This is a genomic window from Pseudomonas delhiensis (assembly GCF_900187975.1).
Classification (GTDB): domain Bacteria; phylum Pseudomonadota; class Gammaproteobacteria; order Pseudomonadales; family Pseudomonadaceae; genus Pseudomonas; species Pseudomonas delhiensis.
The window spans coordinates 220,967-234,754 of record NZ_FZPC01000004.1 but is presented as its reverse complement, the minus strand read 5'-3'; the positions used below and the strand labels follow the sequence as shown (position 1 = coordinate 234,754).

Here is a 13,788-nt window from a genome sequence, read left to right as displayed (position 1 = left end):
CCAGGGCGGCGGGGCCCGGCGTCACCGCACTGAAACCTCGCCGGCCTATGCTCCCGGCCTCGTCCGCAACTGCCCTGGAACCACCGATGCCGCACTTCACGCGCCACGACAAGGACGCCTGGCCGGTCACCCTCGCCTGGCTGGTCATCGCCTTCGTCTGCTACGCCCTGCCCTGGCACGCCTTCGCCGCGCTGCCCGCCTCCCAGGATGGCCAGCCGGTGCTGCACATCCAGGGCTCCAACACCATAGGCGCGCACCTGCTGCCGGAACTGGTCAAGGGGCTGCTGCTGGAACAGGGCTACAAGGCCATTCTCGCCGAACCCGGCCAGGCGCAGAACGAGACGCGGGTCCGCGCCCGCGATATCCAGGGCCACGACGTCGTGGTGACGGTGGCCGCCCATGGCTCCAGCACCGGCTTCGCCGCGCTGAAGGACGGCAGCGCCGAGATCGCCGCCGCCTCGCGGCCGATCAAGGACGCCGAGGCCGTGGCCCTGTCCGCCTCGGGCAACCTGCGCAGCGCCACGGCCGAGCAGGTGATCGGCATCGACGGCCTGGCCATCGTGGTCCACCCGGACAACCCCCTGCGCGAGCTGACCACCGACCAGCTGGCCCAGGTCTTCGCCGGCGAGGTGAAGACCTGGGAGGAACTCGGCGGCCGCGGCGGCGCCATCCACCTGTACGCCCGCGACGACAACTCCGGCACCTTCGATACCTTCAGGGAGCTGGTCCTGGCCAGCCACGGCAAGCCCCTGGCCGCCTCCGCCCAGCGCTTCGAGTCCAGCGACGCGCTCTCCGCCCAGGTCGCCGCGGACCCGCAGGGCATCGGCTTCGTCGGCCTGGCCTCGGTGCTCAAGGCGCGCGCCCTGGCCATCGCCGACGGCGAATCGCGGGCGATGCTGCCCACCCCCGGCGGCATCGCCACCGAGGACTACCCGCTGGCGCGCCGCCTGTACCTGTACATCAAGCCCAGCGAACGCAACCCCTGGGCCCAGGCCCTGGTGCAGTTCGCCCAGGGCGACCGCGGCCAGGCCCTGGTCAGCGGCAGCGGCTTCGTCGGCCAGCGCGTGCAGGCCATGCGCGTGCAGCCCGCCCAGGGCATGCCCGGGGCCTACCAGGCCCTGGCCCGCGAGGCCCGGCGGCTGTCGGTGAACTTCCGCTTCCGCGAGGGCAGCGCCACCCTGGACAACAAGGCCCGGCGCGACGTCGAGCGCCTGCTGGCCTACCTGCGCCAGCACGACAAGCTCGACGGCAAGGCGGTGCTGGTCGGTTTCGGCGATGCCCGCCAGGACCCAGCCCGCGCCCAGCTGCTGTCCAAGCTGCGGGCCATGGCGGTGCGCCGCGAGCTGGCCAGGGAAGGGGTCGTGTTCCAGGGCATCGAAGGGCTGGGCGCGGCCCTGCCGGTGGCGGCCAACGACGACCAGGAAGGCCGGGTGAAGAACCGCCGCGTGGAGGTCTGGGTGTACTGACCCAGGGCAGCCCGCGCTGCCGGCCCCCTGGTCTAGACTGTCCTGAAGGCGTGGATGGTCGTAGGAACTTGTTACTTTCCCCCGCTTGCCTCGCGACCGCGCTCTGCTATTTTTCCCGCCGTGACGCCGGGCCCCTCTGACGGTCGCTGACCGCCATGTCGGAGTCACTTTCGACAACGACAGCAAGAGAGGGCCCGCATGGCACCCCTATTGGATTTCCTGAATACCCCCTTCCTCGGCACCGCCGCCTGGTTCTGGCTGCTGTTCCTGGCCATCGTCATCCTCCTGCTGGTCCTGGACCTGGGCGTGCTGCAGCGCGACCACCACGAGATCGGCGTGCGCGAGAGCCTGCTGCTCTCGGCCGGCTACTTCAGCTGCGGCCTGGCCTTCGGCGGCTTCGTCTGGTACGAGTTCGGCGCCACCAGCGCCATGGAGTACTACACCGGCTTCCTGGTGGAGCAGTCGCTGTCGATGGACAACGTGTTCGTCATGGCGATGATCTTCGGCTTCTTCGGCATCCCCCGCCGCTACCAGCACCAGGTGCTGTTCTGGGGCATCCTCGGCGCCATCGTCATGCGCGCCATCATGATCGGCCTGGGCGCCGCCCTGGTCAGCGAATTCGAATGGATCATGTACGTGTTCGGCGCCTTCCTGCTGTTCAGCGGCGTGAAGATGCTGTTCGCCCGCCACGAGGAAGAGCCGGACCTGGCCAACAACCCGGTGCTGCGCTTCCTGCGCCGGCACATCCGCGTCACCGACCAGCTCCACGAGCACCACTTCTTCGTGCGCAAGCCCGACGCCTCGGGCAGGCTGGTGCGCTTCGCCACCCCGCTGTTCCTGGCGCTGATCCTGATCGAGCTGGCCGACGTGGTGTTCGCGGTGGACAGCGTGCCGGCGATCTTCGCCATCACCAAGGACCCGTTCATCGTCTACACCTCGAACATCTTCGCCATCCTCGGCCTGCGCGCCCTGTACTTCTCGCTGGCGGCGATGATCCACCGCTTCGTCTACCTGAAGTACGCCCTGGCCATGGTGCTGGTGTTCATCGGCGCGAAGATCTTCGCCCACGGCTTCATCGGCAAGGTTCCCGCGGTGCTGTCGCTTGGGGTAACCTTCGGCCTGCTCGCTGGTGGCATACTGCTGTCACTGCTCAAGACGCGCAAGGCAGGCGAGCAGGAGCTGGAAATCGTCAGCCGGGAGACCCTGCATGCAGGACGAGGTGAAGATCGAGGCCATTGAAGTCCAGGGCCGGCCCTGGTGGCTGGTGCGCCTGGGCCGCCGCGGCCTGCGCTTTTCCCAGGAACCCCTGGCCCGCGCCTTCGCCGCCCAGTTGCACGTGCGCCGCCAGTGGTGGCAGCAGCGCGGCGAAGACGAACCCAACGAACGCACCTGAGCCCCGCCCGCCGCCGGCGGGGCGCTCGCAGCGGCGCTAGTGGCTACGCCGGCCCTTGAGCACCTTGACGATCTCGCCGACCAGGTTCACCACCAGCGCCCGCTCGCTTTCCGCCAGTTCCTGAAGCAGGTCGCCGATGGCCTCGGCCTGCCCGGCGACGTCGATCGAATCCTTGCGGAAGAGGTCGCTCAGCGGGCATTCGAGGATTTCCGCGATCTGTCCCAGGCGATGCAACGTCGGCGATATCACGCCGTTCTCCATGCGGCTGATGGTTTCCTTCTCCACCCCTATCCCCTCTGCTATCTGTGCCTGCGTCAGCCCCTTGGACCTGCGGCGGTTGGCGATGGCTGCGCCGACTTCATGGACCACGTTCCGACCCTTCATGCGAATTGACCTCATACATCATCCGATATAACGCCTCAAGCCATTTTCAGGGGAGCTTGCGTGCGGCTGAAGGACGCATGACGTCTACAAAAGTTTCTTAATAGATCATTGACTAATTGACTTTCCTTTTCCGTGAAGAACAGGATAAAGGCTGATTGCCATCACCTCGCACCCTGGCGCAGCCGGTTCGATGGTGGTTCGCCACGAAAGGAAGTCCGCATGCTGTACAAGCTGAAAATACGCACGGGAATGCACATCGTCCTGGCCACCCCGGCCGCCGCCCTGACGCTCCGCAGCCGCGTCGGCCGCCGGAACGCAACGACACGGTGCCGCGCCTAGCGCCCTGGCGCCGCCCCTCGATCGCCAGGCCGGAGTGCAAGCATGCCGATCCACAGTATTCCCGACCTCCCCCGGATGCTCTGCAAAGCCCTGGAGCATGCCGAAACCGCCCTTTGCATCCACGATGACAGCCGGCGCCTGCTGTACTGCAACCCCGCCTTCGGCCGGCTGCTCGGCCATGCCCCGGAAACCCTGGTGGGCCGGGCATTCGACGAACTGGCGGGGGCACCACGGCCCGCGCAGCCGGCGGCCAACGGCCGCCTGGAAACCCTGGTGCGCTGCCATGACGGCCGGCGCATCTGGTGCGGCATCGCCAGCACCGGGCTGGACCGCGCCCCCGGCGAACCCGGCCTGCGACTGCTGGCGCTCACCGAGATCACCCAGTCGAAGATCCACGAGGTGCTGCTGGACCGCCTCCTCGAAGGCATGGCCCGCGACGAGGCGCCGGAGCGCCTGATGGAAGCGGCCTGCCTGGAAATCGAACGGCTGCTGCCGCGGGTCAGCGCCTCGGTCCTGCGGGTGAACGCAGGGCGCCTGAACCCGCTGGCCGGGCCGAGCCTGCCCCCCGCCTACCTGCAGGCCCTGGACGGCCTGCCGCTGGGCGACGGCCCGGGCAGCGAGGAGGCCTGGGCCGGCGAGATCGAGCAACACCCGTTGTGGTCCGCCTACCGCCACCTGTTGCCGCCGGAGCTGCGCAGCTGCAGCGTCACGCCGATCCGCTCCAGCGGCGGCCAGTTGATCGGCTGCTTCGTCTGCTACGGCCAAGGGGCGCAGCTGCCCTGCGCGACGCAGCAGTGCCTGCTGGACATCTGCACGCACCTCTGCGCGCTGGTGCTGGAGCGCGACCAGGCGCGCGCCCGCATCCACCAGCTCGCCTACTACGACGACCTCACCGGCCTGCCCAACCGCCACCTGCTGCAGGTCCTGGCCGGCACCGAGCTGGCCGGCCGGCAGGGCCTGGCGGTGCTGTACATCGGCCTGGACCGCTTCCGGCAGATCAACGATTCCTTCGGCCGCCCCTCCGGCGACGAGCTGCTGCGCACCATCGCCCGGCGCCTGCGCCAGGCCTGCCGCAGCGAGGACCACGTCGGGCGCCAGGCCAACGACGAATTCGTCGTCCTGCTGCCGGCCTGCGACCGCGCGGCGGCAAGCCGCCACATCGCCCGCCTGAAGGCCGCGCTCGACGCGCCCTGGCGGGTCGCCGGCGCGCCCCACAACCCGTCGGCCAGCATCGGCGTCAGCCTGTTCCCGGAGGACGGCGAGGACTTCCAGACGCTGCTGCGCCATGCGGCGATGGCGATGAACCAGGCCAAGGGCAAAGGCAAGGGCCGCGGCGGCCACGTGTTCTTCAGCGAGGAACTCGAACGCCTGGCGCAGGAACGCGTGGCGCTGGAAAGCGCCCTGCGCGAAGCCCTCGCCAGGCAGCGCCTGCACCTGAACTACCAGCCGCTGGTGGACATCCGCGAGGGCCGCCTGCGCGGCGTCGAGGTCCTGGCCCGCTGGCGCCACCCGCAGTTGGGCAACATCTCCCCGGAACGCTTCATCCCCCTTTCCGAGGAATGCGGGCTGAGCATCGAACTGGGCCGCTGGGTGCTGCGCGAAGCCTGCCGGCAACTGGCGGCCTGGCGCCGCGCGGGCCTGCGGGTGCCGGAGATATCGGTCAACCTGTCCGCCGGCGACTTCCAGGACCCGCAACTGCCCGCCGCGGTGCTGCGCACCCTGGAGGAACACGGCCTGCACGGCGCCGACCTGACCCTGGAGATCACCGAGAGCGCGCTGATGGAAGCGGACAGCGACACCCTGGGCGTGCTCGACCAGTTGCACGAACTGGGCATCCGCCTGGCCCTGGACGACTTCGGCACCGGCTACTCCAGCCTGGCCCGGCTGAACCGCCTGCCGGTGCAGGAACTGAAGCTGGACCGCAGCTTCGTCCGCGACCTGGAGAGCAACAGCACCAGCCGCACCCTCAGCGACGCCGTGCTGCACATCGGCCGCAGCCTGGGCATGACGGTGGTCGCCGAGGGCATCGAGACCCCCGGGCAACTGCGCATCCTCGAAGCCCAGGGCTACACGCTGGCCCAGGGCTACCTGCTGTCCCCGCCGCTACCGGCCGAGGGCCTCGCGGCCTGGTTGAAGGCGAGGGAGTCGCCGTAAGCACAGGCCGCGCCAGCGGATGGTCCGGCGCGGCCGGTGAATCCGATCGCGGACGGAGTCTCCTACGTCCGTGCCTCCTGGAACCGTAGGAGCAACTGTCTTACAGTCCGCGCCGGGGTGCTCTTTGTAGGAGCGGGCCCTGCCCGCGATTTCGCGCACAGGGCGCGCTCCTACAGGGGAATGGCATGACTCGGGCTGCGTAGGAGGACTCTGTCCGCGATTTGGCGGATAACGCCGTAGGCGTTATGCGCCCTACGGGGAACCCGGGAGCTTCGTGGTTCCGCTTCACGCCGAACGGTCCCCTCTCCCGCTTGCGGGGGAGGGTTAGGGAGGGGGAACGGAGTCAGGGTTCGCGAGCAAGCTCGCTCCTACGAAGAGCAAAAGCGGCTCTTGCTCTGGTTTTTGGATTTCCAGAGAAACATCCGAGCGCACCGGAACGCCCCTTCAGAAGGCTGAGCGAAACCGGCGCTCAGGAGGTCATGCGACATGGATGTCGCGAGAGCCCCGATCAGCACAGGGATGTGCTGTCGGGGCGGGCCTCCGTGGCGGGGGAATTCGCGAGGGTAGCCCGGCTCCATCGGGCCCGTATGTCGGGGCAAGCCTTTTTGGTTACTTTTTGCGGGGGTGGCCTTCCACCGTTTGACAAAAGTGACTCGCCCGAGGGGGCGAAACAAAAAACATCCGAGCACTCGGAGCGGCGTGCTACACCAAACCCCAAGCCACTGGTTTCCCGCGTTCGCGGTTATCCGCCGTTTCCAATGACAAAAATCGCGGACGGAGTCCGCTCCTACGGGCGCCAGGGAAGCACGATCGTAGGAGCGGACTCCGTCCGCGATTGGACCCGCAGGCCACGCCGGACCATCCGCTGGCCCGGACAGCCGGCTCAACGACCGCTGCGCAGCATTTCCTTGGGCACGTACTTGCCGATCTCGTACTTGCCGATGGCCATGCGGTGCACTTCGTCCGGGCCGTCGGCCAGGCGCAAGGTGCGCTGCATGGCGTACCAGTAGGCCAGCGGGAAGTCGTTGGAGACGCCGGCGCCGCCGTGGATCTGGATGGCGCGGTCGATCACCTGCAGGGCTACGTTGGGCGCCACCACCTTGATCTGGGCGATCTCGCTCTGGGCGATCTTGTTGCCCACGGTGTCCATCATGTACGCGGCGTTGAGGGTCAGCAGGCGGGCCTGGTTGATCTCGATGCGCGAGTTGGCGATGTGGTCGATGTTGCCGCCCAGGCGCGCCAGCGGCTTGCCGAAGGCGGTGCGGCTGGCGGCGCGCTTGCACATCAGTTCCAGGGCGCGCTCGGCCATGCCGATGGAGCGCATGCAGTGGTGGATGCGGCCCGGGCCGAGGCGGCCCTGGGCGATCTCGAAGCCGCGGCCCTCGCCCAGCAGCACGTTCTCGTAGGGAACGCGGACGTTCTCGAAGAGCACCTCGGCGTGGCCGTGGGGCGCGTCGTCGTAGCCGAACACCGGCAGCGGGCGGAGGATCTTCACCCCGGGGGTGTCGGTGGGCACCAGGATCATCGAGTGCTGCTGGTGGCGCGGCGCGTCCGGGTTGGTCAGGCCCATGAAGATCATGACCTTGCAGCGCGGGTCGCAGGCGCCGGAAGTCCACCACTTGCGGCCGTTGATGACCCACTCGTCACCGTCGCGCACGGCGTTGGCCTGCATGTTGGTGGCGTCGGAGGAGGCCACGCCCGGCTCGGTCATGGCGAAGGCGGAACGGATATCGCCGCGCAGCAGCGGCTCCAGCCAGGTGCGCTTCTGTTCCTCGCTGCCGTAGCGGACGATGGTCTCCATGTTGCCGGTGTCCGGGGCCGAGCAGTTGAACGGCTCGGCGCCGATCAGCGAGCGGCCCATGATTTCCGCCAGCGGGGCGTATTCCATGTTGGTCAGGCCGGCGCCGTATTCGGACTCGGGCAGGAACAGGTTCCACAGGCCCTCGGCCTTGGCGCGGGCCTTGAGGTCCTCCATGACCTGGGTCGGCTGCCAGCGGTCGCCTTCGGCCACCTGTTGCTCGAAGACGCTCTCGGCGGGATATACATAGGCTTCCATGAACGCGGTGACGCGCTCACGCAGGTCCTGGACCTTGGCGGAATAGGCGAAATCCATGGGGGCTACCTTCTGGCAGGGGTTTGTCTTGTGTCGAGGAAGATGCTAGAACAGGCAGCACGATTTACCTAGCCTATTATCCGAATCAATGAACATTCATAACCCGCATGATGGTCCGCCATCCCGGGTATGATCAGGCCACAACAATGACAAGCGGAGCCACGGGATGAACCTGAACAAGGTCGACCTGAATCTGTTCATCGTCTTCGATGCCATCTACACCGAAGCCAACCTCACCCGCGCCGGGCAGATCGTCGGCATCACCCAGCCCGCGGTGTCCAACGCCCTGGCCCGCCTGCGCGAAACCTTCAACGACCCGCTGTTCGTGCGCACCGCCCAGGGCATGGTGCCCACGCCCATGGCGCAGAACATCATCGGCCCGGTGCGCAACGCCCTGCAGCTGCTGCGGGTGTCGGTGCAGGAGAGCCGCACCTTCAGCCCGCAGCAGGCGAGCAAGACCTACCGCATCAGCATGACCGACCTCACCGAGGCCATCATCCTGCCGCCGCTGTTCCAGCGCCTGCGCCGCCAGGCGCCCAACGTGCACATCGAGAGCTTCCTCTCCAAGCGCCGCGAGACCACCAAGGAGCTGGCCGCCGGGCGCCTGGACTTCGCCGTGGACGCGCCGCTGAACACCGACCCGCAGGTGCGCCACGTCAAGCTGATGGAAGACCGCTACGTCTGCGCCATGCGCCACGGCCACCCGCTGGCCAAGGCGAAGCTGAGCCTGGACGAGTACCTGTCGCTGACGCACATCCAGATTTCCAGCCGCCGCAGCGGCCTGGGCTACATCGACCTGTCCCTGGGCAAGATGGGCCTGCAGCGCAAGATCGCCCTGCGCTCGCAGCACTACCTGATGGCCTCCAACGTGGTGCAGCAGACCGACATGGCGGTGACCGTGCCCGAGCGCTTCGCCCGCCACCACAGCCTGCACTACGTAGAGCTGCCGGTGAGCGACGTGCCCAGGCTGGAAACCCACCTGTACTGGCACGAGAGCACCGACCAGGACCCGGCAAACCGCTGGATGCGCGAGCAATTGATCGAGCTGTGCCAGCAGGTCACCGCCCGCGAGGCGCGGGAAGCGCAGCAAGGCTGATTCACCACAGGCTCTTCACGGCAATAGCCGGGGTTGCCGGCTGACTCCATTCTCCCCACAGACACCGAACGGCCCCCTCTCCCTTCAGGGAGAGGGCTGGGGAGAGGGGCCGAGTCAACCCGATATACCGCAGCTGCCGGTAAACACCGTTCGCGAGCAAGCTCGCTCCTACACCCTCCCCCCTATCCAAGGTCGGGCCGGCCCCTCCTTGGCCGCAAATAACCCTTCCATGGCCGGATCTGACCTCTCCTTTGTCCGACAATCCTTCCAACAATTACATCAACCAATGACACATTCACCGTGTCCGGCCATTCCGCTCCGGTGGCACCGCGCCCCTGCCTGACTCACCTGGCGCTGCCGACTCCGCCGCGGGCCTGTCGAACAACAACAAGGAGTTGCCCATGAACGCCCAGACCGAACCGCTCCGCGCCCACTTCCCCGTCCGGCGCATGGATTTCAGCTTCACCGAGACGCCGAAGTACTGGTGGGACGATCAACCCTTCATGTCGCACTTCATGAACAACCTGTCCTCGCTGTTCCCCTACGGCGAGAAGTTCTTCGTCGACAGCGTGCGCGCCGTGCGCGACCGCATCCAGGACCCGCAGCTGCAGAAGGACGTGTCCGCCTTCATCGGCCAGGAGGCCATGCACTCCAAGGAACACGCGGCCTACAACGAGTACGCCGAGGAACACGGCATCGACCTGGAACGCCTGGAGCTGCGCATCAAGTACCTGCTCGGCGCCATCGGCAAGGTCACCACCAAGAAGCAGGACCTGGCCATCACCTGCGCCCTGGAGCACTTCACCGCGACCATGGCCGAGCGCCTGCTGCGCCGCGAGGACCTGAGCACCCAGATGCGCTCGCCGAAGATGTACAAGCTGTGGATGTGGCACGCCATCGAGGAGAACGAGCACAAGGCGGTGGCCTACGACGTCTACCAGCAGGTCTACGGCGGCTACTTCACCCGTACCGCGGTGATGCTGCTGACCACCGTGATCTTCCTCGGCGTGATCGGCGGCTTCCAGATCCACCTGCTGCGCCGCGACCGCCAGCTGTTCAACTGGCGCAGCTGGAAGCACGGCCTGGTCACCCTGTTCGGCCTGCGCAACGGCTACTTCACCCAGCTCGTGCTGCCCTGGCTGGACTACTTCCGCCCCGGCTTCCACCCCTTCGACCACGACACCAAGGCGCTGGAGACCTACTGGAAGGACAAGCTGGATTTCGCTGGCTGAGCCGCCCCTTCACCTGTAGGAGCGGACTCTGTCCGCGATTCGCCTGACGCCGGCCTTGCCGGCGGAATCGCGGATGAATCCGCTCCTACCATAACCGGCGGGCACGGCTTCTCGTAGGAGCGAGCTTGCTCGCGAACAAACCCCGCAGCGGAATCTGTTCGCGAGCAAGCTCGCTCCTACGAAGAGCAGCTCGGCGCGGGCGGCTCTACACCCCCAACGCCTGCAACACCGCCGCCCCGGTGAACAACAGAAGCACCTGCCGCTCCGCCAGCGCGCAGACCTCGCCCCGCTGCCCCGCCGGCAATTCCAGGTAGTCCAGCGACAACTGGAACAGCTGCCGGCTGATCAGCCTCGACAGCTGCGCCACTTCGTCCCTGGGTACCTCCGGCAGCAGGCGGAACAGGGCGATGTCCTCGGCCATGTCGGCGCCGAAGTCGTCCATCACCTGGCCCAGGGCCTCGCGCAGGACCGCCGAGGGGCCGTGCAGTTCGCGCACGCCGATGATGAAGGCCTCGGGGCGGCGTTCGACGAAGTCGAAGAACAGCCTCACCGTCTCCTGGCACACCCGCTGGCCGCGGGCGAAGTCCAGGCCCAGCGGGGTGGCCGCCGCGCCGCCCGCCGCCGGTGCGCGCTCGGCCGCTTCGCGGCGCAGTTCGCGCAGCGGCTGGCGCAGCTCGGTGGCGATGTCGCGGATGATCGCAAGGCCCAGGTCGTCGACGTCGGCGAAGTGGCGGTAGAAGGTGTTGGGGTTCAGCCCGGCCTCGCGGGCCAGTTCGCGCAGGCCGATGCTGCTCAGGCTGCGCCGGCTGGAGGCCAGGCGCAGCGCCGCCTCCATCAGCAGGCGCTTGCCCGGCGCATCCTGGCGTTGTGTTACCGCATCCGTTTCCAGACTCATCCTTGCCCCACCTCGCCCACCCTAAAGATTGGTTGCCCTCGAAGTATACAGATGTCTACATTGGCAGCACGTAGACAGTTGTATACGCCTGCACACAAGCATAACAGGAGCCAGGTAAATGGGAACTCAACCTAAGACTGCCGCGGTCAGACACTGCAAGGTAGCCATCATCGGCACCGGCTTTTCCGGCCTGGGCATGGCCATCCGCCTGAGCCAGGAGGGCGAGGACGACTTCCTGCTGTTCGAGAAGGACGCCGGCGTCGGCGGCACCTGGCGGGTCAACAACTACCCCGGCTGCGCCTGCGACGTGCAGTCCCACGTCTACTCCTTCTCCTTCGAGCCGAACCCGGAATGGACGCGCATGTTCGCCCGCCAGCCGGAAATCCGCGCCTACCTGGAGAACTGCTGGAAGAAGTACCGCCTGGAAGGCCGCACCCTGCTCGGCACCGAGATCCAGCGCCTGGAATGGGACGAGGCGCGCGACCTCTGGCACCTGCACGACGCCGCCGGCAACCACTACACCGCCCAGGCGGTGGTCTCCGGCATGGGCGCCCTGTCGATCCCCTCGACCCCCGACCTCAAGGGCCTGGACAGCTTCAAGGGCCACGCCTTCCACTCGCAGCACTGGGACCACGACTACGACCTGCAAGGCAAGCGCGTGGCGGTGATCGGCACCGGCGCCTCGGCCATCCAGTTCGTCCCGGAAATCCAGCCGCTGGTGGCCAAGCTGGACCTCTACCAGCGCACCGCGCCCTGGATCCTGCCCAAGCCCGACCGCGCCATCAGCGACAAGGAGCGCGCGCGCTTCAAGCACTTCCCGCTGGTGCAGAAGCTCTGGCGCGGCGCCCTGTACAGCATGCTCGAAGGCCGCGTGCTGGGCTTCACCTTCGCGCCCTGGGCGATGAAGATGATCGGCAAGCTGGCGGTGCGCTACATCCACCAGCAGGTCAAGGACCCGGAACTGCGCCGCAAGCTCACCCCGGACTACACCATCGGCTGCAAGCGCATCCTGATGTCGCCGAACTACTACCCGGCGCTGGCCGCGCCCAACGCCTCGGTGATCACCGACGGCATCCGCGAGGTCCGCGAGCACAGCATCGTCACCGCCGACGGCCAGGAGCGCGAGGTGGACGCGATCATCTTCGGCACCGGCTTCACCGCCAACGACCCCATCCCCCGCGGCACCGTGTTCGGCCGCGGCGGCGTGGACCTGCTGGACACCTGGCCGCAGGGCCCGGAGGCCTACAAGGGCACCGTCACCCGCGGCTTCCCCAACCTGTTCTTCCTGATGGGCCCGAACACCGGCCTGGGCCACAACTCCATGGTCTACATGATCGAGTCGCAGATCGCCTACGTGCTCGGCGCGCTGAAGCTGATGAAGCGCCGCGAGCTGCTCAGCCTGGAGGTCAAGGAAGACGAGCAGAAGCGCTGGAACCTCAAGCTGCAGCGCGGGCTCAACCATAGCGTGTGGAACACCGGCGGCTGCAAGAGCTGGTACCTGCACCCGGTGAGCGGGCGCAACTGCACCCTGTGGCCGGGCTTCACCTGGCGCTTCCGCCTGCTCACCCGCAGCTTCGACGCCGCCGCCTATCATCTGAAGGCCAGGCCGTTCGAGGAAACCGCAGTCATCCAGCAACCCCGCGCCGAGGAGGTCCCGGCATGAAGTCCTTCGAGAACAAAGTCGCTGCCATCACCGGCGCCGGTTCCGGCATCGGCCGCGCCCTGGCCGGCGAGCTGGCCTCGCGCGGCTGCCACCTGGCGCTGGCCGACGTCAACGCCGCGGGCCTTGAGGAAACCCGCCAGGGCCTGGCCTCCTACGGCGTGCGCATCTCCACCGAGGTGGTCAACGTCGCCGAGCGCGAGCAGGTGCACGCCTGGGCCGACAAGGTGGTGGCCGAGCACGGCAAGGTCAACCTGGTGTTCAACAACGCCGGGGTGGCCCACGCCGGCACGGTGGAGGGCAGCGAGTACGAAGAGTACGAGTGGATCACCAACATCAATTTCTGGGGCGTGGTGTATGGCACCAAGGCCTTCCTGCCGCACATCAAGGCGTCCGGCGAGGGCCACGTCGTCAACGTCTCCAGCGTCTTCGGGCTGTTCTCCCAGCCGGGCATGAGCGCCTACAACGCCACCAAGTTCGCCGTGCGCGGCTTCACCGAGTCGCTGCGCCAGGAGCTGGACATGGAGGGCGGCGCGGTCTCGGCCAGCTGCGTGCACCCCGGCGGCATACGCACCAACATCGCCAAGACCGCGCGGATGAACGACAGCCTGGCCAAGGTCACCGGCCAGAACGCCAACGCCGCGCGCCAGCAGTTCAACGACCAGCTGCTGCGCACCACCCCGGAAAAGGCCGCCCAGGTGATCATCCGCGGCGTGGAGCGCGACGCCCGGCGCATCCTCATCGGCCCGGACGCCCACGCCATCGACATCATGCTGCGGTTGCTGCCGGTGTGGTACCAGAAGGTGGTTACCACCAGCATGCGCCTGGCCGCGCGCTTCGCGCCCAAGCCCAAGGCGCGGCCGGAGGGTTACGAGGCCAAGTAGGGCCCGATGTCGATGAAAGAAGAAGCCCGCGCCCTGGAGCGGGCTTTCTGTTTGATGGGTATCGCTTCGCTCAACGCCATCCTACGGGGCCTTGCTCTTCGTAGGAGCGAGCGAACCAATGGAGTTACCTGGCGGCGCTGGTGTGTAGCCGGACCTCGTTCCCTCTCCCTAA

The 13,788-nt window shown here is 67.5% G+C and carries 10 protein-coding genes and 1 pseudogene; 8 read left to right on the top strand and 3 right to left on the bottom strand.

Translation table 11 applies throughout. The features are described 5' to 3' along the window. Positions 1 to 86: 86 nt before the first annotated feature. The 3 genes from CHC02_RS05250 to CHC02_RS05240 all read left to right on the top strand — a co-directional run bounded on the left by CHC02_RS05250 (position 87) and on the right by CHC02_RS05240 (position 2,859). Positions 87 to 1,466, top strand: a complete 1,380-nt coding sequence (locus CHC02_RS05250; protein ID WP_089390450.1) for a substrate-binding domain-containing protein — start codon at positions 87 to 89, stop codon at positions 1,464 to 1,466. 198 nt (positions 1,467 to 1,664) lie between these two features. Continuing rightward, positions 1,665 to 2,705 carry a TerC family protein gene (locus CHC02_RS05245; RefSeq protein WP_089390449.1) on the top strand — a complete coding sequence of 347 codons (1,041 nt, stop codon included), beginning with the start codon at positions 1,665 to 1,667 and terminating at the stop codon, positions 2,703 to 2,705. Further along, positions 2,674 to 2,859: a hypothetical protein gene (locus tag CHC02_RS05240; protein ID WP_089390448.1), complete on the top strand. Its 186-nt coding sequence runs from the start codon at positions 2,674 to 2,676 to the stop codon at positions 2,857 to 2,859. The genes CHC02_RS05245 and CHC02_RS05240 overlap by 32 nt, the downstream gene beginning before the upstream one ends. A 36-nt stretch (positions 2,860 to 2,895) precedes the next feature. On the opposite strand, the gene CHC02_RS05235 is transcribed toward CHC02_RS05240, so the two are convergent. Beyond that, entirely contained in the window at positions 2,896 to 3,243 is a 348-nt protein-coding gene (locus CHC02_RS05235; protein ID WP_089390447.1) for a helix-turn-helix domain-containing protein, read from the bottom strand. A gap of 381 nt (positions 3,244 to 3,624) precedes the next feature. On the opposite strand from CHC02_RS05235, the gene CHC02_RS05230 reads away from it, so the two are divergent. After that, the gene (locus CHC02_RS05230) at positions 3,625 to 5,736 is read left to right on the top strand and encodes a sensor domain-containing protein (RefSeq protein ID WP_089390446.1); all 2,112 of its coding nucleotides are present in this window, start codon (positions 3,625 to 3,627) and stop codon (positions 5,734 to 5,736) included. Positions 5,737 to 6,619: 883 nt separating this feature from the next. On the opposite strand, the gene CHC02_RS05225 is transcribed toward CHC02_RS05230, so the two are convergent. Further along, positions 6,620 to 7,849, bottom strand: a complete 1,230-nt coding sequence (locus tag CHC02_RS05225) for an acyl-CoA dehydrogenase (RefSeq protein ID WP_089390445.1) — start codon at positions 7,847 to 7,849, stop codon at positions 6,620 to 6,622. Positions 7,850 to 8,015: 166 nt separating this feature from the next. Between CHC02_RS05225 and CHC02_RS05220 the strand changes: the two genes are divergently transcribed. Next, positions 8,016 to 8,945: a LysR family transcriptional regulator gene (locus CHC02_RS05220; protein ID WP_089390444.1), complete on the top strand. Its 930-nt coding sequence runs from the start codon at positions 8,016 to 8,018 to the stop codon at positions 8,943 to 8,945. 401 nt (positions 8,946 to 9,346) lie between these two features. Then, the gene (locus tag CHC02_RS05215; protein WP_089390443.1) at positions 9,347 to 10,177 is read left to right on the top strand and encodes a metal-dependent hydrolase; all 831 of its coding nucleotides are present in this window, start codon (positions 9,347 to 9,349) and stop codon (positions 10,175 to 10,177) included. 205 nt (positions 10,178 to 10,382) lie between these two features. Here CHC02_RS05215 and CHC02_RS05210 read toward each other — a convergent pair whose 3' ends face one another. Further along, on the bottom strand, positions 10,383 to 11,072 hold the full coding sequence (locus CHC02_RS05210) for a TetR family transcriptional regulator (protein WP_089390442.1): 690 nt from the start codon (positions 11,070 to 11,072) through the stop codon (positions 10,383 to 10,385). Between the two features lie 78 nt (positions 11,073 to 11,150). On the opposite strand from CHC02_RS05210, the pseudogene CHC02_RS05205 reads away from it, so the two are divergent. Then, a pseudogene (locus CHC02_RS05205) lies at positions 11,151 to 12,735 on the top strand (flavin-containing monooxygenase). After that, entirely contained in the window at positions 12,732 to 13,616 is an 885-nt protein-coding gene (locus CHC02_RS05200; protein WP_089390440.1) for an SDR family NAD(P)-dependent oxidoreductase, read from the top strand. Before CHC02_RS05205 ends, CHC02_RS05200 begins: the two are co-directional and overlap by 4 nt. Positions 13,617 to 13,788: the final 172 nt, after the last annotated feature.

Bases quoted from the DNA above. Each gene is read 5' to 3' on its own strand.
- CHC02_RS05250 (WP_089390450.1), top strand. From the start codon at position 87: ATGCCGCACTTCACGCGCCACGACAAGGACGCCTGGCCGGTCACCCTC.
- CHC02_RS05245 (WP_089390449.1), top strand. From the start codon at position 1,665: ATGGCACCCCTATTGGATTTCCTGAATACCCCCTTCCTCGGCACCGCC.
- CHC02_RS05240 (WP_089390448.1), top strand. From the start codon at position 2,674: ATGCAGGACGAGGTGAAGATCGAGGCCATTGAAGTCCAGGGCCGGCCC.
- CHC02_RS05235 (WP_089390447.1), bottom strand. From the start codon at position 3,243: ATGAAGGGTCGGAACGTGGTCCATGAAGTCGGCGCAGCCATCGCCAAC.
- CHC02_RS05230 (WP_089390446.1), top strand. From the start codon at position 3,625: ATGCCGATCCACAGTATTCCCGACCTCCCCCGGATGCTCTGCAAAGCC.
- CHC02_RS05225 (WP_089390445.1), bottom strand. From the start codon at position 7,849: ATGGATTTCGCCTATTCCGCCAAGGTCCAGGACCTGCGTGAGCGCGTC.
- CHC02_RS05220 (WP_089390444.1), top strand. From the start codon at position 8,016: ATGAACCTGAACAAGGTCGACCTGAATCTGTTCATCGTCTTCGATGCC.
- CHC02_RS05215 (WP_089390443.1), top strand. From the start codon at position 9,347: ATGAACGCCCAGACCGAACCGCTCCGCGCCCACTTCCCCGTCCGGCGC.
- CHC02_RS05210 (WP_089390442.1), bottom strand. From the start codon at position 11,072: ATGAGTCTGGAAACGGATGCGGTAACACAACGCCAGGATGCGCCGGGC.
- CHC02_RS05200 (WP_089390440.1), top strand. From the start codon at position 12,732: ATGAAGTCCTTCGAGAACAAAGTCGCTGCCATCACCGGCGCCGGTTCC.